24 protein-coding genes and 1 riboswitch are annotated in these 22,265 nt (G+C 71.2%); of the genes, 19 read left to right on the top strand and 5 right to left on the bottom strand.

The window, feature by feature from the left end:
• Positions 1-10 precede the first annotated feature (10 nt).
• The 13 genes from ABGB08_RS36065 to ABGB08_RS36125 all read left to right on the top strand — a co-directional run bounded on the left by ABGB08_RS36065 (position 11) and on the right by ABGB08_RS36125 (position 11,652).
• Entirely contained in the window at positions 11-922 is a 912-nt protein-coding gene (locus ABGB08_RS36065) for a hypothetical protein (RefSeq protein WP_347600012.1), read from the top strand.
• A complete protein-coding gene (locus tag ABGB08_RS36070; RefSeq protein WP_347600014.1) occupies positions 922-1,491 on the top strand; it encodes a carboxymuconolactone decarboxylase family protein in 570 nt (189 codons plus the stop codon). The genes ABGB08_RS36065 and ABGB08_RS36070 overlap by 1 nt, the downstream gene beginning before the upstream one ends.
• The gene (locus tag ABGB08_RS36075) at positions 1,481-2,932 is read left to right on the top strand and encodes an NAD(P)/FAD-dependent oxidoreductase (RefSeq protein ID WP_347600016.1); all 1,452 of its coding nucleotides are present in this window, start codon (positions 1,481-1,483) and stop codon (positions 2,930-2,932) included. The genes ABGB08_RS36070 and ABGB08_RS36075 overlap by 11 nt, the downstream gene beginning before the upstream one ends.
• Before the next feature lie 4 nt (positions 2,933-2,936).
• Entirely contained in the window at positions 2,937-3,710 is a 774-nt protein-coding gene (locus tag ABGB08_RS36080) for an N-acyl homoserine lactonase family protein (RefSeq protein WP_347600018.1), read from the top strand.
• 33 nt (positions 3,711-3,743) lie between these two features.
• The gene (locus ABGB08_RS36085) at positions 3,744-4,586 is read left to right on the top strand and encodes a glucose 1-dehydrogenase (RefSeq protein WP_347600020.1); all 843 of its coding nucleotides are present in this window, start codon (positions 3,744-3,746) and stop codon (positions 4,584-4,586) included.
• On the top strand, positions 4,583-5,464 hold the full coding sequence (locus ABGB08_RS36090; RefSeq protein WP_347600022.1) for an NAD(P)-dependent oxidoreductase: 882 nt from the start codon (positions 4,583-4,585) through the stop codon (positions 5,462-5,464). Before ABGB08_RS36085 ends, ABGB08_RS36090 begins: the two co-directional genes overlap by 4 nt.
• The gene (locus ABGB08_RS36095; RefSeq protein WP_347600024.1) at positions 5,461-5,853 is read left to right on the top strand and encodes a cupin domain-containing protein; all 393 of its coding nucleotides are present in this window, start codon (positions 5,461-5,463) and stop codon (positions 5,851-5,853) included. Before ABGB08_RS36090 ends, ABGB08_RS36095 begins: the two co-directional genes overlap by 4 nt.
• Entirely contained in the window at positions 5,850-6,245 is a 396-nt protein-coding gene (gene pcaC / locus ABGB08_RS36100; protein WP_347600026.1) for a 4-carboxymuconolactone decarboxylase, read from the top strand. The genes ABGB08_RS36095 and pcaC overlap by 4 nt, the downstream gene beginning before the upstream one ends.
• Positions 6,242-7,099, top strand: coding sequence for an NAD(P)-dependent oxidoreductase (locus ABGB08_RS36105; RefSeq protein WP_347600028.1), 858 nt, complete (start codon positions 6,242-6,244; stop codon positions 7,097-7,099). Before pcaC ends, ABGB08_RS36105 begins: the two co-directional genes overlap by 4 nt.
• A 90-nt stretch (positions 7,100-7,189) precedes the next feature.
• On the top strand, positions 7,190-9,844 hold the full coding sequence (locus tag ABGB08_RS36110; RefSeq protein WP_347600030.1) for a BTAD domain-containing putative transcriptional regulator: 2,655 nt from the start codon (positions 7,190-7,192) through the stop codon (positions 9,842-9,844).
• A 377-nt stretch (positions 9,845-10,221) separates the two neighbouring features.
• Positions 10,222-10,530 (top strand): hypothetical protein, encoded by a 309-nt coding sequence (locus ABGB08_RS36115; RefSeq protein WP_347600032.1) that lies wholly within the window; start codon positions 10,222-10,224, stop codon positions 10,528-10,530.
• A 115-nt stretch (positions 10,531-10,645) separates the two neighbouring features.
• Positions 10,646-11,518 (top strand): Clp protease N-terminal domain-containing protein, encoded by an 873-nt coding sequence (locus tag ABGB08_RS36120; protein ID WP_347600034.1) that lies wholly within the window; start codon positions 10,646-10,648, stop codon positions 11,516-11,518.
• A 5-nt stretch (positions 11,519-11,523) separates the two neighbouring features.
• Entirely contained in the window at positions 11,524-11,652 is a 129-nt protein-coding gene (locus tag ABGB08_RS36125) for a hypothetical protein (RefSeq protein ID WP_347600036.1), read from the top strand.
• 100 nt (positions 11,653-11,752) lie between these two features.
• Here the strand turns inward: ABGB08_RS36125 and ABGB08_RS36130 are convergent, their stop codons facing one another.
• The gene (locus tag ABGB08_RS36130) at positions 11,753-12,220 is read right to left on the bottom strand and encodes a hypothetical protein (protein ID WP_347600038.1); all 468 of its coding nucleotides are present in this window, start codon (positions 12,218-12,220) and stop codon (positions 11,753-11,755) included.
• A gap of 320 nt (positions 12,221-12,540) precedes the next feature.
• Between ABGB08_RS36130 and ABGB08_RS36135 the strand changes: the two genes are divergently transcribed.
• Both ABGB08_RS36135 and ABGB08_RS36140 read left to right on the top strand, forming a co-directional pair.
• Entirely contained in the window at positions 12,541-13,179 is a 639-nt protein-coding gene (locus ABGB08_RS36135) for a hypothetical protein (protein WP_347600040.1), read from the top strand.
• Positions 13,180-13,298: 119 nt separating this feature from the next.
• The gene (locus tag ABGB08_RS36140; protein WP_347600042.1) at positions 13,299-13,724 is read left to right on the top strand and encodes a hypothetical protein; all 426 of its coding nucleotides are present in this window, start codon (positions 13,299-13,301) and stop codon (positions 13,722-13,724) included.
• Here ABGB08_RS36140 and ABGB08_RS36145 read toward each other — a convergent pair.
• From ABGB08_RS36145 to ABGB08_RS36155, 3 genes are all read right to left on the bottom strand, one after another.
• A complete protein-coding gene (locus tag ABGB08_RS36145) occupies positions 13,699-14,022 on the bottom strand; it encodes a multidrug efflux SMR transporter (RefSeq protein ID WP_347600044.1) in 324 nt (107 codons plus the stop codon). The genes ABGB08_RS36140 and ABGB08_RS36145 overlap by 26 nt on opposite strands.
• A 16-nt stretch (positions 14,023-14,038) precedes the next feature.
• A riboswitch (guanidine-III (ykkC-III) riboswitch) is annotated at positions 14,039-14,105 on the bottom strand.
• 81 nt (positions 14,106-14,186) lie between these two features.
• Entirely contained in the window at positions 14,187-14,969 is a 783-nt protein-coding gene (locus ABGB08_RS36150; protein WP_347600046.1) for a hypothetical protein, read from the bottom strand.
• A 111-nt stretch (positions 14,970-15,080) separates the two neighbouring features.
• Positions 15,081-17,576 (bottom strand): cation-translocating P-type ATPase, encoded by a 2,496-nt coding sequence (locus ABGB08_RS36155; protein WP_347600048.1) that lies wholly within the window; start codon positions 17,574-17,576, stop codon positions 15,081-15,083.
• A gap of 196 nt (positions 17,577-17,772) precedes the next feature.
• Between ABGB08_RS36155 and pflA the strand changes: the two genes are divergently transcribed.
• Both pflA and sulP read left to right on the top strand, forming a co-directional pair.
• Positions 17,773-18,564: a pyruvate formate-lyase-activating protein gene (gene pflA / locus ABGB08_RS36160; protein WP_347600050.1), complete on the top strand. Its 792-nt coding sequence runs from the start codon at positions 17,773-17,775 to the stop codon at positions 18,562-18,564.
• A gap of 13 nt (positions 18,565-18,577) precedes the next feature.
• On the top strand, positions 18,578-20,236 hold the full coding sequence (gene sulP / locus ABGB08_RS36165) for a sulfate permease (RefSeq protein ID WP_347600052.1): 1,659 nt from the start codon (positions 18,578-18,580) through the stop codon (positions 20,234-20,236).
• Here sulP and ABGB08_RS36170 read toward each other — a convergent pair whose 3' ends face one another.
• A complete protein-coding gene (locus ABGB08_RS36170; protein ID WP_347600054.1) occupies positions 20,237-21,094 on the bottom strand; it encodes a universal stress protein in 858 nt (285 codons plus the stop codon).
• A 145-nt stretch (positions 21,095-21,239) separates the two neighbouring features.
• Between ABGB08_RS36170 and ABGB08_RS36175 the strand changes: the two genes are divergently transcribed.
• On the top strand, positions 21,240-21,677 hold the full coding sequence (locus tag ABGB08_RS36175) for a pyridoxamine 5'-phosphate oxidase family protein (RefSeq protein ID WP_347600056.1): 438 nt from the start codon (positions 21,240-21,242) through the stop codon (positions 21,675-21,677).
• Between the two features lie 8 nt (positions 21,678-21,685).
• Positions 21,686-22,265 (top strand): pyruvate formate lyase family protein (locus ABGB08_RS36180; protein WP_347600058.1); only part of this gene is annotated, 580 nt, incomplete at its 3' end.

Below are 22,265 nucleotides of genomic sequence, written 5' to 3' on the forward strand. Positions count from 1 at the left end.
GAACGTTCCCATGCCCTACGACCCGAGCGACGCGCGTTCCGCGCTGCCGGGAACGACCGCCACCGCGACGCCGGCGGGTCCCGCCGCCGACGCCGACCACGTCAAGTTCTACGAGCTGCCCCCCGCCGTCACCGAGGGTGAGAGCCACACCTGGTACGGCCGCAGCCAGCACCTCGTCATCGGCTACACCGACCTGGCCGGAGAGGTCGAGTTCGCGCTGCCCGGGGGCGCCGACGAGTGCGCGGTGCTGCTGCCGGACACCGCTGTCACGGCGCTGATCACCCTCGACGGGGAGGCCACCAAGGTCCCCGGCGGCACGCTCACCTTCGTGCCCCCGCAGGCGGGCACCGTGCGGCTCAGCGGGGAGGGCCGCGTGGTGACGATCTTCACGGCGCGCACCGCGCCCCCGTGGGCCAGGGCGGCCAACGAGGAGTCGTACCGGGAGCCGCATCCGACCGTCGCGCCCCTGGTGGCCTGGCCGGACCCGGTCGGCGGCCCGCGCCCGCGCACCTACGACCTGGACGTGCCCGGCCTGGCCGAGCCGCCGTTCCGGCTCTTCCGGTGCTCGACGTTCATGGTGAACTACATCCACCCGCGCACCGGCCCGCGCGACACCACGCGGATGTCGCCGCACCTGCACGACGACTTCGAGCAGTGCTCGCTGCTCCTGGAGGGCGAGTACATTCACCATCTGCGCTGGCCGTGGACCACGGACCTGAGCGAGTGGCGCGAGGACCAGCACGAGCCGTGCGGCAGCCCGTCGCTCACGATCATCCCGCCGCCGGCGCTGCACACCAGCCAGGCGGTCGGCGAGGACGTCAACCATCTGATCGACATCTTCTCCCCGCCCCGGATGGACTTCTCGAAGATGGACGGCTGGGTGCTGAACGCGGCCGACTATCCGATGCCGGGTGAGGTCTGATGAGCAGGCTGCGGCTCTTCGAGACCGGCGAGCTGAACGCCCGGCAGTGGGCGATTCACGAACGCCTGACCACTGGGCGGCGCGTCGGCAGGACGCCTTACCCGATCGTCGACGATGAGGGCCGGCTGCTGGGGCCCACCAACGCCTGGCTGCTCAGCCCGGCCATCGGGGAGGCGTTCGAGCTGCTCGGCGGGGCCATCAGGTTCGACCTTTCGGTCAGCCACCGGATCCGGGAGATCGTCACGCTGCAGGTCGCGCAGCACCGCGACAGCCCGTACGAGCTCTATGCCCACCGCCTCACCGCGCCCGGCGCGGGCCTGTCCGAGACCGAGATCGAGGACCTGTGCGCGGGCCGCGACCCGGGCCTGACCGACGAGCGGGAGCAGGTCGCGTACACGGTCACCCGGGCCCTGATCGACTCCGGCGACCTCGGCGACGACGCCTACGAGCAGGCCGTCGCCGTGCTGGGGGCCCAGGGCCTCTTCGAGATCACCGTGCTCGTCGGCTGGTACCAGCTCACGGCCACGCAGCTCGCCGTCTTCGGCGTCGAACCGCCTCATGCCCGGTAACACGGTCGCGATCATCGGCGGCGGCTTCGGGGGCATCGCCACGGCGGTCAAACTACTCAAGGCCGGAATCGAGGATTTCACCATCTTCGAGCAGTCGCCGGCCCCTGGCGGCACCTGGTGGGACAACCGGTACCCCGGCTGCGAGGTGGACATCCCCTCCCATGCCTATTCCTTCTCCTTCGCCCCGCGCGACTGGCCGCGCACCCACGCCACCCAGCCGGAACTGCGCGACTACGCCGAGTCGGTGGTGGAAGAGTTCGGGCTGCGCCCCCGTTTCCGTTTCGGCGTCCGGGTCGAGTCGGTGACCTGGGAGGAATCGGCCGGCTGTTATCGAGTGCGCACCAGCGACGGCGCGGAGGAGGCCTACCGTTTCGTCATCAGCGCGGTCGGCCTGCTGAACGTCCCGCGTTATCCGGCATGGCCGGGCATGGACACTTTCGAGGGGGTCAGCTTTCACACCTCCCGGTGGGACGAGGAGGTGGATCTCACCGGCAAGCGGGTGGCCGTCGTCGGCACCGGCTCGACCGCTGTGCAGATCGTGCCGGCCATCGCGCCGCAGGTCGAGCGGTTGCAGGTGTTCCAGCGCGAACCCGGCTGGGTGGAGCCCAAGGGCGAGCGGGCGTTCACCCCGGCGGAGCGGGCCCGTTTCCGGCGGTTCCCCGCGCTGCGCAGGCTCTACCGGTTCAAGCTCTTCCTGCAGTCGGGGCGCCGCTTCAAGGCGTACGACCTGGGCGGGAGCGAGCAGCGCCGGATGCGCGACCTGTGCCTGCGCTACATCGCCACCGCCATCGACGACCCGGCCGTGCGCGCGGCGGTGACGCCCTCCTACCCGTGGGGCTGCAAGCGCCCGATCTTCGCCAGCAGCTTCTATCCCGCCCTCAACCGCCCGAACGTCGAACTGGTCCCCCAGGCGATCAAAGAGGTCACCCCCAAGGGCGTCGTCGACGACCTCGGCGTCGAACACGAAGCCGACGTCCTCATCCTGAGCACGGGCTTCCAGCCGACCCGCTTCCTGTCCCAGTTCACCGTGACCGGCCGCGACGGCACGGACATCCAGGACTTCTGGGGTGACCGCCCGCGCGCGTTCCTCGGTGTCACCGTGCCGGGCTTCCCCAACTTCTTCATCCTGTACGGCCCGAACACCAACGGCGGCTTCTCCATCATCGCCCAGCTGGAACGGCAGGCCGAGGTGGCGGTGCGCGCCATCCGCACCGTGCTGCGCAAACGCGTACAACGTGTCGACACCCATCCGAGCGCCCTGGAACGCCACGTGCGCTGGGTGGACCGCCAGCTGGCCAAGCACGCCTCGGCGATGGACGCCGGCTGCCACAACTACTACCACTCGCCGTCGGGCGCGAACGTCACCCAGTGGCCCCGCACCCACTTCGTCTACTACGTGCTGTGCCGGACCCAGCCCCGGTCCGCGCTCAGCTACCGGTGATGCCATGAGTTACGAGGTCCTCGCGATCCGCTACGCGACCCGGGAAGCGCGGGCCAGCGACCTGTACGCCAACCACACGACCTACGGCGAACCCGACCGGGACGTCAGGATGGACTACTACTTCTGGCTGCTGCGTGGCAACGGCCGGACCATCCTGGTGGACACCGGCTTCACGCCCGAAGTCGGCGACGCGCGCGGCCGAACCACGCTGTGCACCCTGCCCGAGGCGCTCGCCCGGCTGGGCGTGGCGCTCGCCGACGTCGGCACCGTGATCGTCACGCACGGCCACTACGACCACGCCGGTCAGGTCGGCCTGTTCCCGCGCGCCGAGATAGTGATCAGCGACCGGGAGCTGGCGTTCTGGACCGGCCCATACGCGCGCCGCGCACAGTTCGCGCACGCCGTCGAATCCGCCGACATCGACACGCTGACCCGGCTCGACGCCGCCGGGCGGGTGACCAGGATCCGCGACCGGCACCAGGCCGCCGCCGGCGTCGACCTGGTCGAGGTCGGCGGGCACACCCCCGGCCAGCTGATCGCGCTGGTGGACGGCGAGGAAGGGCCGGTGCTGCTCGCCTCCGACGCCGTGCACTACTACGAGGAACTCGACCTGGACCGGCCGTTCGCCGTCTTCGCGAACCTGACGGGCATGTACCAGGGCTTCGACACCGTCCGCGAGCTCGGCGGCGCCGTGGTCGCGGGCCACGACCCCGCAGTGCTGACCCGATTCACCCCCTGGGATCCGGTTGATCCCGGCTTCGCGGTCCGGGTGGGCTGACCCATGATCCCCCCTACCAGCAAGGAGCAAGGCGTGAGATTCAAGGGTGCTGTCGCCGTGGTGACCGGCGCCGGGTCGGGCATCGGCGCGGCCACGGCGCGGCGGCTGTCGGCGGAGGGGGCGTCGGTGGTCGTCGTCGACATCGCCGAGCAGGCCGCTCTGCGGGTCGCGGAGGAGCTGCCCGGTCCGGCGCTGGCGGTGCGGGCCGACGTGTCGCGCGAGGACGACACGGGGGCGTACCTGGCCGCGGCCGTGGACCGGTTCGGCCGCGTCGACCTGCACCATCTGAACGCGGGCGTCGTCGGCACCTTCGACCGGCTGCCCGACATCGCGATCGAGGACTTCGACCGCGTCGTGGCCGTCAACCTGCGCGGCGTCTTCCTTGGCGTGCGGGGGGCGTTCCGGCAGTACGCGGCGCAGGGCAGCGGCGGCGCCATCGTCATCACCGCGTCCATCGCGAGCCTGCGGGGCAGCCACGACCTGCTGCCGTACGAATCGTCCAAGCACGGCGTGCTCGGCGTCATGCGCGGCGCCGCCATGTACGGCGGGCCGCAGGGCGTGCGGGTGAACGCCGTCGCGCCCGGCCTGGTGCCGACCGGCCTGTTCGCGGACTCCGGCGGGGCCGCGGGCGCGGGAGACGATCTGCTGCGGCGTGGCGCGACCGTGCCGCAGCGGCGTACCGGCACTCCCGACGAGGTCGCCGCGGCCGTCGCCTACCTGCTCAGCGACGACGCCTCCTACGTGAACGGCGAGGTGCTCTCGGTGGACGGCGGCTCCGCGTGGGTGAACACCGTGCGCCCCGGCGGCGGGGCGGGCGCCTGGGATCCGGAACCGGTCGACGCGGCCGCCCGTGTGATCGCGGGGCGGGCCCGATGATCGGCTTCATCGGGCTCGGGAACATGGGCGGCCGGATCGCCAGGCGGCTGGTCGAGGCAGGCCACCCCGTGCTGGGGTACGACCCGGTGGCGGGCGCGGCGGGCACGACCCCCGCCACCGACGTCGCCGAGGTGGCGCGGGAAAGCGACCAGGTGCTGCTCTCTCTGCCCGACAGCCGGGTGGTGGAAGCTGTCATCCTCGGCGAGGACGGCGTGCTCGCCCACGCCAGACCCGGCCAGATCGTCGTGGACCTCAGCACCGCGGCACCCGACTCGACCCGGCGCATCGCCGCCGCGCTGGCCGCCCGCGACGCCGCCTACCTGGACGCCGGTGTCTCCGGCGGCGCGGCCGCGGCGGAGAAGGGCACCCTGACCCTCATGGTCGGCGGCGAAGAACAGGCGCTGGACCGGGTGCGTCCCACGCTGGCGCCGTTCGCCGCGAAGGTCTTCCACCTGGGACCATCCGGCGCGGGCCACTCGGCCAAGCTGCTGAACAACTTCCTGAACGCCGTCAGCCTCGCCGCCACCAGTGAGGTCATGGTGGCCGGCCGCAAGGCGGGGCTGGACCTGCGCACGCTGCTGGAAGTGCTGAACTCCTCCAGCGGCGCGAACTGGGCCGTCGCCAACCGCTTCCCGCACATCGTCGAGGGCGACTACCTGGAGGGCGGGCTCACCACCACCCTGATGACCAAGGACCTGGTCCTCTACGTCGACCACCTGCGCGGCCTCGGCGTGCCGTCGCTCAACGCGGCGGGGCCGCTGGCGAGCTTCGGCCTCGCGGCCAACCTGGGGTACGCCGACCAGATCAGCAACCGCGTGGTGGACGCGATCGGCGACATCGCGGGCGGGGTACGCCTGCACGAAGGGGAACCATCATGAGAATCGTGCGCGGCCACGCCGAGGGGACGGCGTCCGTCCTCAAGTCCGACACCTTCGTGGGCACGGTCTGGGCCGACTCGGTCCTGCCGACGACGGACGGCACCACCATCAACGTCGTGACGTTCACCCCGGGGGCCCGTACCAACTGGCACGAGCACACCGACGGCCAGATCCTGCAGGTGCTCGCCGGGCAGGGCTGGGTGTGCGCCGAAGGGGAACCGCCCCGCGCGCTGCTGCCCGGCGACACCGTCTGGGTCCCGCCGGGCGAGCGCCACTGGCACGGCGCGACCGAGACCACCCTGATGACCCACACCGCCATCTCCATCGGCCCCACCCGCTGGTACGGGCAGGTCCGCGACGAGGAATACCCAACCGAGGAGTCCCGATGAGCACCGAACGCTTCGAAGCCGGTCTGGAGATGCGCAAGAAGGTGCTGGGCGCCGAGCACGTCGAGCGCTCGCTCGCGGCGGTGAGCGACTTCAGCCGGCCGGTGCAGGAGCTGGTCACCGAATACTGCTGGGGGGAGATCTGGACCCGGGAAGGCCTCGACCGGCGCACCCGCAGCCTGCTGAACCTCGCCATGCTGACCACGCTCAACCGGGGGCACGAGTTCGCCGTGCACGTGCGCGGCGCGGTCGCCAACGGCGTCACCGAGTCGGAGATCCAGGAGGTCCTGCTGCAGGCCGCCGTCTACGCGGGCGTGCCCGCGGCGCTGGAGTCGTTCCGGATCGCGGAGCGGACGCTCGCGGAGCTGCGCGAGCAGGGGGTGACGATCCCGTGACGGCGCCCGCGGTCGGTTTCGTGGGTCTTGGCAGGATGGGCCTGCCGATGGCGGCCAGGCTGGTCTCGGCCGGGTTTCGCGTCAGGGCGTACGACATCAGCCGCCCCGAGGGCATCGATGTGACGGGGGACGTCACCGAAGTGGCCGAGGGTGCCGGCGCGGTGGTGCTGATGTTGCCCGACTCCGACGCGGTGGAGGCGGTGCTGGAGGACGCGGGCCTGCTCGCCGCCGTCGCGCCCGGCACCGTGCTGATCGACATGGGCTCCTCGCAGCCGCTGCGCACCCGCGCGCTGGCGGCCCGAGCCGCCGAGCGGGGGGTGCGCCTGGTCGACGCGCCCGTGTCCGGCGGCGTCAAAGGCGCGGTCGACGGCACCCTCACCATCATGGCCGGCGGCGACCAGGACGACCTGGACCGGGTGCGCCCGATCCTGGAGACGCTGGGCAGCCGGGTGCTCCGGCTCGGCCCGGTCGGGGCCGGGCACGCGCTGAAGGCGCTGAACAACCTGATGTCCGCCACCCACCTGCTCATCACCGCCGAGGCGCTGCTGGCGGGGCAGCGTTTCGGCCTCGACCCGGAGACCATGCTGGCGGCCGTGAACGGCTCCAGCGGGCGCAGCGGCTCGACCGAGAACAAATGGCCGAACTTCGTCCTGCCCGGCACCTTCGACTCGGGGTTCGGGCTGCGCCTGATGCTCAAGGACATGCGCATCGCCGTGGACCTCGCCGAGGCCACCGGCGTCGCGTCGCGCCTCGGCCGCGCCTGCGCTGATCTGTGGGCGGACGCGGCCGAGCACCTGCCTCCCGCCGCCGACCACACCGAGATCGTCCGGTGGCTGCGGGAGAACACCGCGTAAAGCTCCTTTTTCCAGGATGTATACCTCGCCTATACCGCCCTGCGAGATGATCAGCTTCCGGCTTTGGACCAGGAGCTGAGGTGATCGGGAGTGGCGGTGGAGTTCCGGCTGCTTGGGCCGGTCGAGGTGAGCGCCGCCGGGGTGGCGGTCCCGCTCGGCGGAGCGAAACCTCAGACGCTGCTGGCGGCGCTGCTGCTGGAGCACGGGCACATCGTGCCGACCGCTCGTCTGATCGACATCATCTGGCCGGATGATCCGCCGGAGACCGCCAAGGCGGCGATCCAGACCTATGTCAAGACGTTGCGGCAGGCGCTGGCCCGGCACGGCGTCGCGGATGTGATCGTCACCCGCGCGCCCGGCTACCTGGTTCAGATCCCCGCCCGGTCGCTGGATGTGGACCTCTTCGATCAACTGCTCGACCAGGCCCGGGAGGCGTCCACGCCGCAGGAGACCTCCGACCTGCTCGGGGCCGCGCTGGCCCTCTGGCGCGGGCCCGCCCTGGCGGGATCGCACACCTCGCTGCTGGCCGGTGAGGTGGTCCGGCTGGAGCAGCTGCGGCTGACCGCCACGCAGGAGCGCATGGCCGCGGATCTGGCGCTGGGCCGGCACGGCCAGCTGGTGGCCGAGCTGGCCGCGCTGGTCGGCCGCCATCCCGCCGACGAGCGGTTGCGCGGGCAGTACATGACCGCGCTGTACCGGCTCGGCCGCCAGTCCGACGCCCTGGCCAGCTTCCGGGAAGGCCGCCAGGTGCTGGTCGAGGAGCTCGGCGTAGACCCGGGGCCGGAGTTGACCGGCCTCTATCACGCGATCCTGCGTGGTGACCCGGTCCTGCTGGCGTCGCGGTCCGGCGAGGCGGTCCCCGTCGCCGTGCCGACGCAGCTGCCGCTGGTGCCCGCGGACTTCACCGGCCGCGCGCTCCAGACCTCCGCCCTGGTCGCGGCGCTGACAGATCCTGCCCCGGCCATCCAGGTCATCGCGGGTCGCGGCGGCAGCGGCAAGTCTGCCCTGGCCGCCCACGTCGCTCACCAGGTGGCGACCGCGTTTCCCGACGGGCAGCTCTACGCCGAGCTGCGCGGGCTGAGCGAGACCCCCGCCGAGGCGGGCGAAGTGCTGGGGCTGTTCCTCAGGGCGCTCGGCGTGGAACCGGCCGCCGTCCCGGCCGCCACCGCGGAGCGGGCCGAGCTCTATCGCCGCCTGCTGGCCGGGCGCCGGGTGCTGGTGCTGCTGGACGACGCCGCCGATGAGCGGCAGGTACGGCCGCTGCTGCTGGGCGGTGGCGGCTGCGCCGTGCTGGTCACCTCGCGCAACCGGCTGGGCGGGCTGGCGGGCGTGCGCCGTACCGACCTGGACGTGCTCGAGCCCGATGAGGCGGTCGAGCTGCTGGTACGGATCGTCGGGGCCGACCGCGTGGGCGCGGAGGAACCGGTGGCCCGCGAGATCGCCGAACTGTGCGGGCGGCTACCGCTGGCGATCCGGATCGCCGGGGCCTGGCTGGCCACCCGCCAGCGCTGGCCGCTGCGGCTGTTAGCCGATCGGCTGACCGACGAGCGGCGCCGGCTGGACGAGCTGGCGATCGCCGACCTGGAGGTGCGGGCCGGTTTCGAACTCAGCTACCGGGCGCTGGACACCGGCGCGCGCGAGGCGCTGCGGCGGCTGGGCCATCTGGGGGTGCCGGAGTTCGCCTCATGGGTCGTCGCCTGGCTGACCGGCACCCCCGAGACGGTGGCGGAGGACCTGGTGGAGCGGCTGGTCGACGCGCAGCTGGTGGACTTCAGCCGGGTCGACGACCTGGGCTCGCCCCGGTTCCGCGTACACGACCTGGTGCGGATCTACAGGCGGGAGCGGGCCGAAGCCGAGGAACCCGCGCAGGAGCTGGCGGTGGCCGTGGGCCGGGTGCTCGGCGGCTGGCTGACCCTGGCCGACCAGGTGGCCGCCGACGCTCCGTCCGACGAGATCGGCCGGCCGCGCCCCGCCCTGGCGGCCTCCCCGGTCTCCGGCGAGCTGGCCGCGCGGGTGCTGGCCGCCCCGCACGACTGGTTCGACATCGAACAGCCCGCGCTGGTCGTCGGCCTGGAGCGGGCCGCCGCGCTGGGCCTGCACGACCTGGTCTGCCAGTTCACCGCCTCGGCCCGGCTGGGTCCGTCGTTCCTGGGCGTCAACAGGTTCGAGTCCCGGGAGCGGATCAACCAGGCCGCGCTGGCCGCGGCCCGCCGCGCCGGCGACCGGTACGGCGAGGCGGTGACCTTGCGCACCATGAGCCTGTTTCACCGCGCGACCGGCCAGTACGCCCCGGCGATCGAGACCGCCGAAGCCGCGAGGGCCATCTTCGACCGGCTCGGCGACAAGCTGATGGAGGCGTACTCGGTCCGCGCGTGGGCCAAAGCCCAGCTGCGCCTGGGCCGGACCGAACAGGCCCTGGCCCCGCTGGAAAGGGTGCTGTCGACCTGCCAGGCGATGGGTGACCGCTGGGGTCTGGGGGTGACCCTGCGGACCCTGGGCGAACTCCATCTGGCCGACGGCCACCTGCGGGACGCGGCCGCCTGCCTGACCGCGGCGATGGAGGTGTGGCAGGACATGGACGCCCCGCTCTGGCGGGCCCGCACCGAACGCGACCTCGCGCTGCTGCACGAGGCCCGGGGCGAGTCCGGGATGGCGGCGAAGATCATAGACCGGGCGGTCAAAGTCTTCCGCGACCACGGCGCGCGCGAATACGGCGAGCTCACCGGCGGTGCGGCCGCATTCTGAGAGCCCGCCCGCCACGGAATTTCAGCGAAGTTTCAGCGCCTCATTCGAGCATTCCGGTGTCCACAGGAAGAACACTCTCCCCCGGAAGGTCGTAATGGGGCTCAACCGCCTTATCTCCGGCACCCTCGGCATCTTGACGGCAGCCGCTCTCGGCTTCACGGGAGCCACGGTGACCACCGCCGCGTACGACGTCCCCGGCAGCGGGATCGCCTAACCCTGTGGACCCACCGCCACGGTGGGTCCACCTGACTTTCGGCAGGCATCACCGGCTCCGCCCTCGGGTGACTCCGTCTCCCCTATCCCGAACTCGAAAGGCCGTCCGATCTCCGACCGGGCGGCCTACACCGCTATCCAGACTCAATCCGAAGGACTTAGAAATGATCCTGCTCTCCGATCCCGTGATCAGCCGAATGCCGATTGAGGAGTCTGGTGAAGTATTGATCGATCTCCACACCGTCCAGGCGCTGCGCCTCGATCCGCGCATGGCCGACACGGGAGCCGCCTACTCCCATCTTCGCGTCAGCGTCGTGGACCGCCTGGTCACCGCGCAGACCCTGCTACCGTCCGGCCTGTATTTCCTGATCATCGAAGGCTTCCGGCCCGTGGAACTCCAAGCTCGGTATTTCGACTGCGTCACCGGCGCATCAGCCGCCCGGTACGGCCCGACGGCACTCCCCACCTCCTGACCGCGAGACGCCCGCCGTGGGGGCTACCGTGAACGCCCGTCTACGACAGCCCCCATCGCGATCGCCATGACCGCTTCCGCCGTTCCGGTGGGCCCACGCCGCAGGTGCCAGAGGCATGCCCAAGATGGAGGCACTCACCACATTCCTGGCGGCGCAGCACCCTCAATGGACTAATAACCCCTATGGGGTTATCTTGGGGGCACAGGAGTCCATGGAGGTGTGCGCGATGCCGAAGATCAACGTCTATCTGCCCGATGATCTGGCCGAGGCGGTGAAGGAGGCCGGTGTGCCGGTGTCGGCGGTGTGCCAGCGGGCTCTGGAGCAGGCCGTACGACGGGTGACCGCCATCCGGGAGACGGTTCTGGGCGATCTCGACGACGAACCGACCGGGGCGCTGGCGCACTTCACCGCAAGGACGCGTACCGTGCTGAAACTGGCGGTGGAGCGGGCGCGGGACGCGGGTGAACCGAGGATGGGTACCGAGCACCTGCTGGGCGCCATGCTGGACGAGGGCACCAACCTGGCCCTCCACGTGCTCCGCGCCATGGAGATCGAGCCGGAGCGGGTCGGGCGTGATCTGGCCCGCCGGCAGCCCGGAGAGCGAGAGACCGCCCCACCGGACAGTGATCCGCGCCGGTTCGACGGGCCTGCGGCCAACGCCCTGGAGCTGGCCGTCACCGAGGCGACCTCCCTCGGCCACAACTACATCGGCTGTGAGCACCTGCTGCTCGGCCTGGCCATCGAACCCGACGGAGTCGCAGGACAGGTTCTGCGAGCCCTGGGGGCCGACCCCAAGCTCGTCCGCCGCGCCGTCACCGCCGCACTGGCGGGCTACGTCCACCTGCGGGCCGAGAGCGGACAGGGCCAGCCGACGGCGTCCGCCGGCGCACAGCAGGCGCTCGCCGCGGCCATACGCCAGGAAATCGAACCGCTGAGTCGGCGCATCGCACAGCTGGAGGAGCACCTCGGGCTGACCACCGAAGGCTGACCACCATGTTCAGCCACGGTCGCGGCAGGCCGCCCGATCAGAAGCGCCGGTACGGCCAACGTCTCCTCCCGCTGTGGCAGCGGTGGCTCCAGCTGGCCGCCTTGGTCCTCATCGTGCTGGCAATTCTGTGGTGAAACGTGTGCTGATGCCGGGAGCGAGCACGTAGATCAGGCTTGGCGGAGGACGGCCAGCCCACCGCTTATCTGTTCCGGTCGGGTGACCCGCGTACCGAAATCAGATATGGGCCATGACCTGGCGTACGGGATGGCCCAAGGCGTTCGCGAGGGCTGCCGGCTCCTCATCCTTGAACCAGCCTCGATCCGGGTTCCAGATGGCGATCTCGAACCGCGCGAAGCCGCAGGGCCAGTCGTAGTCCAGCGCGTCCAGTGTCGTCTGACCGCCGCAGCACGGGACCTGGGTCGCCAATGTGGTGAAGCCGTCTTCGTAATGAACATCGATGAGGTCGGCCCACCACTCGGTGTCGATCGAGGCGCCGCAGAGCGGGCAGCCGATCTTTGTCAGGTTGGAGCCGCAGTCGACAACGGTGATGCTCTCATGCCAGGTGACTTCGATCTCGACGTCCAGGCCGTCAGGGATTCCGGGGGCGAGTTCCGCCGCGAGCGCGGCGGCACGCTCGGCGGCGTCCCGGTCGGGTCGCCAGTACGGATCGGCCGGGATGATCGAGAGCACGTCGTCACTCATCTGGGCCTCGAAGCAGGATCCGCATGCTGACGGATGGTACATGCAGCCCCACCTCCCACAGTCGGTGCAGCAGATCGGTCACGGCGTCCGGGTCTCCAGGGTGGCGTGGGCGGAAGCACGCGCCGGGGTAATTGTCGAGGGCTGTGGATGTGGTGGGGTGCTCAGCCAGGCTGGCGGGTCTTCTGGAGGATGGGCTTGAGTCTCCAGTAAGGGGAAACGACTGCGTCGCGCGGTGCTGCGAGCGGTAGCCCTGCTCTGGCCGCTGAGGGATTGTTAGCCTGTGCCTGCAGAAGCACCTTTACACAATCACTGGGAGATGCGTGCGCACAGGGGGAATACGGCTGCTGGCCTGGATCACCATGCTCTCGACCGTGGTGGCGTGCAGCCAGGAACGGCCGGTCGCGCAGGCGACCGGCACTCCCATCACCCCGCCCGCGCAGGAACATGCGCCCACGCCGAGTCCTGCCCCGCAAGAGAGCTCCAAGGACACCGAACCGCGTGGGAGCGATTATCGGGGGCTGGATCCCAGCTGGTTCGAGGCGAGGTTGACGCTCGCGGACGGCCGCCAGGTGGCGATGCACTACCGGCGCGGCGAAGGGCTCTACGAGCAGCATCGCGGCCCGCGGGCCGGCAGATGGACCAAGCCACACCTGATCTACGGCACCAAGACCGATGCCTGCCAGGGAATCACGCTCCAGGCCAGCGGCGGCACGGTCACCGCGATCGCGGACTTCGGCGTGTACTGCTCGGACGGCGAGCCGCCGACGGAGTCCATCGCGGCGGTCGCTGTGGGAGACCTGCGCAGCTGGGATCACCACCTCACCAAGGACTTCGACGGCTGGAGGCGCGCCAGAATCACCGACAGAGGCAGGAAGGCCACCTTCCTGGGTGGGCGCAGCACGCTCATCTGGACCTTGACCGGCGGCTTCTCGGACCCGGTGCACAGGTATCCCGGCTGAACTGCCACGTAGCGTGGGTCTTCAGGCGTTTTCCCGCTGGAACAGCCGGGTGCCGACGAGGACGCCGACGAGGAGGAACAGCACGCTGACCAGGACTCGCTCAGGACTCCCTGGCGCGCGTGGTGCGGGAACGGCTGCCCGGCGAGTCCGCGATCCAGGCGATCAGGCGCGACTTCATCGACGCCTTGGAGACCCGGCACTGGCGTTACGGGTTCAACGAGGGCAGCGACGTGTTCGCCAGGCTGGTCAGGGAGAGCCCCTCCCTCTCCGCCCGGCTGCACGAGATGCACTGGACCCGCCAGGTGCTCCTCGCCGACGTGGCCGACGCGGATCCCGACGACCCCACCCCTTCGATCGTCGCCGCGCAGGTCTGCGCCGTCATCCGCACCCTGACGATGCAGACCGTCATACGGAGGATCGCAGGCGAGGTCTGGGACGAGATCGCCCCAGACCTCCGCACCCACGCGGAACGCGCCTCGCCCTGCTCGAATACGGCATCGGCGACTACCCCAACGCCGGTCAGTGACCGCCGCCCGCCAGGTTGAGACCGACGACACCGCAGAGGATGAGAAGGATCGAGGCGATCTTGGCGGGGGAAACGTTCTCGCCCAGGAAGATCATGCCTAGGGTGGCGGTGCCGATGGCGCCGATGCCGGTCCAGACGGCGTAGCCCGTACCGACGTCGAGGCTCTTGAGGGCGAGTGCGAGAAGGCCGAAGCTGACGACGGCGGAGGCGATGAAGCCGATGCTCGGCAGTGGTGCGGAGAATCCGTCGCTGAGCTTGAGCGAGTAGGCCATGACGACCTCGAACAGACCTGCGGCGATGACCAGAAGCCAGGCCATGACGGCTCCCTCCTCAGGAGCGTCGTCTGGCAGGCCGGGTACGGCGCGTCTCGTCCGGGCGGGCCCTGATCGTGGTCCGCACAGCAAACAACGGCGGCGGCCTCGTGCGGATTCCCGATGGCGGCACGGCGCCCCGCCCGGACGGACGGGGCGCCATTGGTTGGTCAGAACCTCTGAACGGTCTCACAGGCGACCGGCTCGGGGTCGAGGCCGGCCTTGTCGATGACGATCTCGTCGATGCCCAGGCCGCAGTCCAGGTCGCTGTCCTTGGCCAGGTCCTTGGCGAGGAGCTCGTCCTTGCCGCCGAGGCCGAACAGCTTGTCACCGGCGCCGCCGCCGTCCTCGATCCGGTTGTTGGCGTTGCTCCCGATCAGGAAGTCGCCGCCGAGGGTGGAGCCGACGATGTTCTCCACGTCGTCGCGGACGTTGTCGGAGTCGATGTTGCGGCCGTCGCCGGCCTGGTTGTCCAGGCTCACCCGCACCGACAGGTCGCTGCTCTTGTAGGAGACGGTGTCGGTGCCGGTGCCGCCGATCCAGGTGACCGCCCGGCCGGTCGGCGAGGTCGTGCCGGCAATGAGGTTGTCGTTGCCGTCCCCGCCGTTGACGGTGCCCTTGAACGAGACTCCGACGCTGAAGGAGTCGTTCATGTCGCCGAGGTTGGCGGCGAATTCGCCGGCCGAGGTCCCGCAGGTCACCGCGCGCGGGGTGAGCTTCTCGCACCCGGGGAGCGCGGTGAGCGGCTCGGTGTCGAACACGGTGATCTTGCCGTTGAAGACGGTGATGGACGCGCTGTTGATCCCGCGGGCGCCCGCGGTGTAGGTGATCTTCCCGTTGCTGAGGCCGACCGTGCCGGCGGAGGCGGCCTCGCTGGGGGTGGCAAGGGTGGCGGCCAGCGCGGCGGACGCGAAGGCCAGCAGCGACGTCCGGGCCAGGTTCTTGGTACGCATGTCATGTCCTTGATCGTGATAGTGGATTCGGTCTTTCACCCACCCGGTACGCCCCGGCTTGAGCGGGGAGTTCCGCTGTTGGTCAAAGGACACACATCTCCCGAAGAGGACTCACCGGGAGCGGCGGCGGGTCGCCGCCAGCACCAGACCAGGGATCACCGCCAAGCCGCAGGCCAGCAGCAGTTCACCGGCGCCGAGCGGCTCGACGCGCAGGAGCTGCCGCAGCGGCTCCAGGTACATGGGGGCGACCTGGAAGATCAGCGCCGTCAAAACGGCCAGGTCGAGGAAGCGGTTGCGCCGCCGGTGCTCGGCGGGCACCGGAGCGCGCACGGCCAGCGCGACGCCGAGCTGCGCGAGCCCGAGCGTGATGAAGATCATGGTCTGCCAGGGGCGGCCGGTCGCCCACGCCCACGCGCCGAGCCCGACCGCGATGGCGGCGATGGCGGCGCCGGTCCCCGCGATCGGCGCGAGCAGGCCGCCGAGGATGGACTGCCGCAGCGGGCGCGGCGGGCGGCCCATGGCCTCCGGATCGGCCGGTTCGGCTCCCATGGCGACACCGGGCAGCCCGTGGGTGAGCATGTTGATCCACAGGATCTGCGCCGGCTGCAGCGCCACGGCCGGGCCGAAGAACGGCATGACGAGCATGACGAGCAGTTCGGCGAGGCCGCCGCTGAGCCCGTACCGCAGGAAACGGCGGATGTTCGCGTAGATGCGGCGCCCTTCCTCGACCGCCGACACCACGGTTCGCAGGTTGTCGTCGGTGAGCACCAGGTCGGCGGCCTGCCGGGCCACCTCGGTGCCGCCGCGGCCCATGGCCACCCCGATGTCCGCGCGGCGCAGCGCCGGTCCGTCGTTAACGCCGTCGCCGGTCATCGCCACCACGTGACCGTCCCGCTGCAGGGCCTGGACGATGTCCAGTTTCTGCTCCGGCAGCGTACGGGCGAAGACGCGGGCCTCGGCGAGCCGTTCCGCCGACACGCCCTCGGCGAGTTCGGGCCCGGTGACCACCTGGGCGGCCGCGGCCGGAATGCCGACCCGCTCGGCGACGGCCCTGGCGGCGGCCGGGTGGTCGCCCGTGATGAGCCGGAACTGGATGCCCGCCCGCATGCAGGCGGCGACCGCCCCGGCGGCGTCGGCCCGGGGCGGATCGGTGATCGCCACCAGCCCCAGCAGCCGCAGCTCCCCCTCCATGGCGGGCGGCATGTCGGACATGTTTTCGGCTACCGCGATCACCCGGTACCCCGACGCGGCCAGTTCCGCCGCCTTGGCCAGGGCAGCCGCCGAATCCCCGATCACATCGGGAGCGCCCTTGCAGGCGACGAGCCAGCCGCCGGCGGGGGTGCGGTGAACGGTGGTCATGCGCTTGCGGGAGCTGTCGAACGGCACTTCCGACACGCGCGGGTACTCGCGCTGGCACGCCGCCGGGTCCATCCCGGCCTTGCCGGCCAGGGCCAGCAAGGCGGCCTCCAGCGGATCGCCGGCCGCGCTCCACTCGCCGTCCCGGCCAGGCGGCACCAGATGGGCGTCGTTGCACAGGACCGCGGCCCGCAGCAGAGGCGTCAGGTCATCGGGGTCCGGTCTGATCTCGCCGACCGGCGCGTAACCGCTGCCGGTGACCTCGTACTCGGCTCCCGAGGCGGTCCAGACGCGGGTGGCCACCATCCGGCCCTCGGTGAGGGTGCCCGTCTTGTCCACGGCGAGGACGGACACCGAGCCCAGCGTCTCGACGGCGGGCAGGCGGCGCACCACGGCCGACCGCTGCGCCATCCGGCGCGCCCCCAGGGCCAGCGCCAGCGTCACCACCGCGGGCAGCGACTCCGGCACGACCGCCACCGCCAGGCTGACCCCGACCAGCAGCATCTCCAGGACCGGCTCGCCCCGGAGCACGCCCAGGACGAACACCAGCGCGCTGGCCGCCAGGACGCTCAGCGCCAGCAGGCGGCCCAGGCGGGCCAGCCGCGTCTGGAGCGGCGTCGGGCGGGGCCGCTGACCGGCCAGCGAGGCCGCGATCCGGCCCAGCGAGCTGTCCGCCCCGATGGCGGTCACCACGGCGGCGCCGCGCCCGTGCGTGACCACCGTACCCGCCCAGACCCGCCGCTCGTCCGGGCCCTGGGTCACGGTCTTGTCCACGGGCACCGACTCGCCGGTCAGCGCCGCCTCGTCGAGCTGCAACTGCACCGCTTCGGCCAGCTCGGCGTCGGCGGCCACCACGTCACCGGCCGTGAGGATCATCAGATCCCCCGGCACCACCTCGGCGGCCGGTATCACCCGGTCGACGCCGTCCCGCCGGACCCGGGCGGTGGGCGCGGCGAGGTCGGCCAGGGCGTCGACCGCGCGGGCGGCGCGCAGTTCCTGGAGCACTCCGATCGTGGTGTTGACCACGATCACCAGGCCGATGACCAGGGCGTCCACGACGTCCCGCATGGCCAGCGCGATCGCGCCCGCGGCCAGGAGCAGGACGATCATCGGATCACGTAGCTGGGTGAACAGCCGGTCCCAGAGATGCCGGCCGCGTCGTATCGGCACAAAGTTGGGGCCACAGGTGGCCCGGCGATGCTCGGCCTCGGCCCATGTCAGGCCTGCGACAAGGGTGGCATTCGTCCTCATACACGTCCTTTGATCGAGCCAAGAGATTCGGCCAGCGAACCCGCCACGTCCAGGTTCTGATCTCCGCCGGCGATGCGGCACCTGGCGAAAGTCCCGAAATCACCGCCGAACGGTTCTCAACGGAGGGCTTTGGTCCTGGCGATCGGGGACTTCCGGACGCTGAGAAGAGCACCGCTCCCCCGCGACAGTGGGATGTGTGAACGGGCGGAAGAGCGTGCTGGCCGAGGCGGCGGGTGAACTGCGCCTGCCGGCTCCGGATCCGGGCACCGGTATCATCAGTTCCTGGGATCTGTCGATCGGGGTCGACGGGCCTGGGACCCGGTTCGTGGTCTTCACCGCCGGGTGCGCGCTGCGCTGCCTCTACTGCCAGAACCCGGAGACGTGGCGGATGCGCGACGGCCGCCGGGTCACGACCGGCGAGGTCATGGCCGAGGTGGACAGATACCGGCGGTTCATCGCCGTGGCGGGCGGCGGGGTCACCGTCAGCGGCGGCGAGCCCCTGCTCCAGCCTCGTTTCACCGCGGACCTGCTTCGGCGCTGCCACGAGAGCGGCCTGCACACGGCCTTGGACACCTCGGGCTTTCTCGGCGATCGGGCCACCGATTCCCTGCTGGCCGACACCGATTTGGTGCTGCTCGACATCAAGTCCGCGGATCCGAAGGCGTACCGCGATCTCACCGGTGTCGAGCTGGAGCCGACCCTGCGTTTCGCCCGCCGCCTGGCCGAGCTGGGCCGGGCGACCTGGGTCCGTTTCGTGCTCGTGCCCGGCCTCACCGATGATTCGGCGAACGTGGACGCCCTTGCCGCCTTCGTCGCGGATCTGGGCAATGTGGACCACGTCGACGTGCTTCCCTTCCATCGCATGGCCATCGGGAAATATCAGAGACTCGGCCTGACCTTCCCGCTCGCCCACGTCCAGCCGCCGGATCAGGCGCTGCTCGACCGCGTCCACGCCCAATTCCGAGCCCGCGGCGTCGTCAGCATCTGATCTACTGGCGGTCATGATCCAGCTACCTCCGGTCTTCGCGGATCTGCGGGGCTACCGGCGTACGTGGCTGCGCGGTGATCTGCTCGCCGGGCTCACCGTGGCCGGATATCTGGTGCCCCAGGTCATGGCGTACGCGACGGTGGCCGGGCTGCCGCCGGTGGCCGGGCTCTGGGCGATCCTGGCGCCGCTGGCCCTCTACGCGGTGCTGGGGTCCTCCCGCCAGCTGTCCATCGGGCCCGAGTCCTCCACCGCGCTGATGACGGCGGTCTCGATCGCGCCCCTGGCCGCGGGCGATCCCGCGCGGTACGCGGCGCTCGCGGCCACGCTGGCCGTTTTGGTGGGGGTGTTCGCCACCGCCTGCTGGGCGCTGCGGCTGGGTTTCGTCGCCGATCTGCTGTCCCGGCCCGTCCTGGTGGGGTATCTGGCGGGGCTCGCCTTCACCATGATCGTCGGGCAGCTGGGCAGGATCACCGGGGTGCCGGTGTCTGGAAACGAGTTCTTCGCGGAACTGGCCTCGTTTGCTCGCGGGCTCCCGAAGATCCACGGGTGGACGCTGCTGTTCGCGGTGGCCGTCCTGGCCTTCCTCCTCCTGGTGCGGCGGCTGTTTCCCGCGCTGCCGGGCCCGCTGCTGGTGGTCCTGCTGGCCACCGCCGCCGTCGCGGCCTTCGGCCTGGAACGGTACGGGATCGAGGTCGTCGGCCCGATTCCCGGCGGGCTCCCGGCACCGGGCCTGGCGATCAGCGGCCTGGGCGAGCTCGTCCTGCCCGCCCTGGGCGTCCTGCTGGTGGGCTACAGCGACAACATGCTCACCGGCAGGTCCTTCGCCGCGCGCCACAACCAGCAGATCGACGCCAACCAGGAGCTCCTCGCCCTGGGCGCCGCGAACGTGGGCGCGGGGCTGTTCCAGGGATTTCCGGTCAGCAGCAGCGGCAGCCGTACCGCGCTGGCCGACGCGGCGGGCAGCCGCACCCAGCTGTATTCCCTGGTCACGCTGCTCGTGGTAGTCCTGGTGCTGCTGGCGGGAGGGCCGCTGCTGGCCGGGTTCCCGCTCGCGGCCCTCGGCGCCATCGTCGTCTACGCCGCCCTCCAGCTGATCGACGTGGCCCAGTTCCGCCGCCTGTTCGCCTTCCGGCGCAGCGAGCTGCTCCTGGCCGTGGCCACCTGCGTCAGCGTCCTGGTCCTCGACATCCTGTACGGCGTGCTCCTCGCCGTGGCCCTCTCCGTCGCCGAGATGCTCGCCCGGGTGGCCCGCCCCCACGACGCGATCCTCGGCATCGTCCCCGGCCTGGCGGGCATGCACGACATCGACGACTACCCGCAGGCGCGGACCATCCCCGGGCTGCTCGTCTACCGCTACGACTCCCCGCTGTTCTTCGCCAACGCCCAGAACTTCCGCCAGCGCGCGCTGGCCGCCGTGGACAGCCAGGACCACCCGATCCGGTGGTTCGTCCTCAACGCGGAAGCCAACGTCGAGGTCGACATCACCGCGCTGGAAGCCCTCGACTCGCTGCGGTCGGAGCTGACCGGCCGGGGCGTCGTCTTCGGCATGGCCAGGGTCAAGCAGGACCTCCGCGATTCCCTGGACGCGTTCGGCCTAACCGCCAAAATCGGTGAGGATCACCTTTTTCCCACTTTGCCCACCGCCGTTGCCGCCTACGAAGCGTGGCGGTGATCAGGCCCTGGGGCGTACGACGGCGACCGGGCACTTGGCGTGGTGCAGCACGCCCCGGCTGACCGACCCGAGCACGACGGAGCCGAGGGCGCCGCGGCCGTGGGAGCCGACCACGAGCAGATCCGCGCCGCCGGAGGCGTCCACGAGCGCCTCCACCGGATGCGCGGAGTGCACGTCCTCGATGACCTTCACGTCCGGGTATTCCTCCCGCCACCGGTCGAGCAGGCCGGCCACGACCGCGTGCTGGGCGGTCCTGATCTCGTCCATGTCGTAGCTGATCTCGGGCGCGAAGGCGTGCACCGGGAGCTGCCAGGCGTGCAGGGCGCGCACCGCGCTGCCGCGCAGCCGGGCCTGCTCGAAGGCGTAGGCCAGGGCGGGCTCGCAGGCCGGGGAGTCGTCGACCCCGACGACGACCTCGCCGCGGGTCGTCTCGGGCAGCCGGTGCACCACGACCACCGGTCCGGGCGCGTGACCGGCCACGTGCGTGCTGACGGAACCGAGGAGGGCCCGGGCGAAGCCGCCCATGCCGCGGGTGCCGACCACCAGCTCGGCGGCGCCGGCCGCCAGCTCGCGCAGCACCTCGGCGGGCCTGCCCTCGATGACCTCCGTGGTGACGGCCATGCCCGGGCGGCGGGCGTTGGCCGTCTGCTCGGCCTGGTCCAGGATGCGGGCGGCACTGCGGGTCAGCTGGTCGCCCAGGTTGTGGTCGGGGAACTTCACGATCTCGTACGGGTAGCGGTCCAGGACGAACACGATGCGCAGCGGCGCGCGGGTGCGTACCGCGTCGTCGGTGGCCCATTCCACGGCCGCGAGCGAGGCGGGCGAGCCGTCCACGCCGACCACGATGACATCCTTCATGACTCCTCCTTCGTCCCCTCCATCGCATCGCCCGGCGGCCCGGCGGCCCAGAGCCGAAGGTCCCACCGGACCAGGCCCATCGGCCATGTCGTCCCGGACCGCCGCCGGGAAGACTCGAATCAGGACGACGAGGAAGGACGATCCGATGGCGGAGACGAGGAACGCGACCGGCGCTGAACTTCACGAGCTCGGCGCGGCGGAGTGCCTGAGCCTGATCTCTCCCGGGGGCGTCGGCCGGGTGGCCTTCAACGGCTCGGACGGGCCGACCATCCTGCCGGTGAACTACCGCGTCATCAATGGCGCGATCGTGTTCCGGACCCGCGCGGGCGGCGCGATGGACGAGGATCTGCGCACGGGCATCGAGGACCTGGAGATCAAGATCGCCTTCGAGGTGGACGAGATCGACGTCACCCGGCACGAGGGGTGGAGCGTGCTGGTGCAGGGTCCGGTCCACCACGTCGCGGACGACGAAGTGCGCTGGGTGGCCGATCCGGGGGTCCAGGCCTGGGCGGGCGGCACCCGTGACCACTACGTCCGCATCACCCCGCAGCGGATCACCGGCCGCCGTATCCAGACGCTGTGAGGTCCGCGATGACGGTCACCATGGACCGGGAGCCGATGGCCCCGGTCATCGCCTGGCACGGATTCCGGGGGACGGCCTGGCGCGCGGGCATCGATGTGCGCGGGTTCATCCAGGCCAACTACACGCCGTACGAGGGCGACGAGACCTTCCTGACCGCGGCGACCGAGCGGACGCGCGCCGTCTGGGGAAAGATCGCCGGCCTGCTGCCCGAGGAGCGGCGGCGCGGCGTCTACGACGTGGACACCTCGACGCCGTCCTCGATCACCGCCCACCGGCCGGGCTACATCGACCGGGAACGCGAACTGATCGTGGGCCTGCAGACCGACGCGCCGCTCAAGCGGGCGATCATGCCGCAGGGCGGCCTGCGGATGGTCGAGAACGGCCTGGCCGCCTACGGCTACCAGCTCGACCCCCTGGTGAAGGAGATCTTCACCAAATACCGCAAAACCCACAACGACGGCGTCTTCGACGCCTACACCGCCGAGATCCGCGCCGCGCGCCGCTCGGGGGTCATCACCGGCCTGCCCGACGCCTACGGCCGGGGCCGCATCATCGGCGACTACCGCCGCGTCCCCCTGTACGGCGTGA

Source organism: Acrocarpospora sp. B8E8, from assembly GCF_039871605.1.
In the GTDB taxonomy this organism is placed as follows: Bacteria; Actinomycetota; Actinomycetes; order Streptosporangiales; family Streptosporangiaceae; genus Acrocarpospora; species Acrocarpospora macrocephala.

Excerpts from the sequence above, each read along its gene's own strand:
- ABGB08_RS36065 (WP_347600012.1), top strand. The coding sequence starts at position 11 with ATGCCCTACGACCCGAGCGACGCGCGTTCCGCGCTGCCGGGAACGACC.
- ABGB08_RS36070 (WP_347600014.1), top strand. The coding sequence starts at position 922 with ATGAGCAGGCTGCGGCTCTTCGAGACCGGCGAGCTGAACGCCCGGCAG.
- ABGB08_RS36075 (WP_347600016.1), top strand. The coding sequence starts at position 1,481 with ATGCCCGGTAACACGGTCGCGATCATCGGCGGCGGCTTCGGGGGCATC.
- ABGB08_RS36080 (WP_347600018.1), top strand. The coding sequence starts at position 2,937 with ATGAGTTACGAGGTCCTCGCGATCCGCTACGCGACCCGGGAAGCGCGG.
- ABGB08_RS36090 (WP_347600022.1), top strand. The coding sequence starts at position 4,583 with ATGATCGGCTTCATCGGGCTCGGGAACATGGGCGGCCGGATCGCCAGG.
- ABGB08_RS36095 (WP_347600024.1), top strand. The coding sequence starts at position 5,461 with ATGAGAATCGTGCGCGGCCACGCCGAGGGGACGGCGTCCGTCCTCAAG.
- pcaC (WP_347600026.1), top strand. The coding sequence starts at position 5,850 with ATGAGCACCGAACGCTTCGAAGCCGGTCTGGAGATGCGCAAGAAGGTG.
- ABGB08_RS36115 (WP_347600032.1), top strand. The coding sequence starts at position 10,222 with ATGATCCTGCTCTCCGATCCCGTGATCAGCCGAATGCCGATTGAGGAG.
- ABGB08_RS36120 (WP_347600034.1), top strand. The coding sequence starts at position 10,646 with ATGCCCAAGATGGAGGCACTCACCACATTCCTGGCGGCGCAGCACCCT.
- ABGB08_RS36125 (WP_347600036.1), top strand. The coding sequence starts at position 11,524 with ATGTTCAGCCACGGTCGCGGCAGGCCGCCCGATCAGAAGCGCCGGTAC.
- ABGB08_RS36130 (WP_347600038.1), bottom strand. The coding sequence starts at position 12,220 with ATGAGTGACGACGTGCTCTCGATCATCCCGGCCGATCCGTACTGGCGA.
- ABGB08_RS36145 (WP_347600044.1), bottom strand. The coding sequence starts at position 14,022 with ATGGCCTGGCTTCTGGTCATCGCCGCAGGTCTGTTCGAGGTCGTCATG.
- ABGB08_RS36150 (WP_347600046.1), bottom strand. The coding sequence starts at position 14,969 with ATGCGTACCAAGAACCTGGCCCGGACGTCGCTGCTGGCCTTCGCGTCC.
- ABGB08_RS36155 (WP_347600048.1), bottom strand. The coding sequence starts at position 17,576 with ATGAGGACGAATGCCACCCTTGTCGCAGGCCTGACATGGGCCGAGGCC.
- sulP (WP_347600052.1), top strand. The coding sequence starts at position 18,578 with ATGATCCAGCTACCTCCGGTCTTCGCGGATCTGCGGGGCTACCGGCGT.
- ABGB08_RS36170 (WP_347600054.1), bottom strand. The coding sequence starts at position 21,094 with ATGAAGGATGTCATCGTGGTCGGCGTGGACGGCTCGCCCGCCTCGCTC.
- ABGB08_RS36175 (WP_347600056.1), top strand. The coding sequence starts at position 21,240 with ATGGCGGAGACGAGGAACGCGACCGGCGCTGAACTTCACGAGCTCGGC.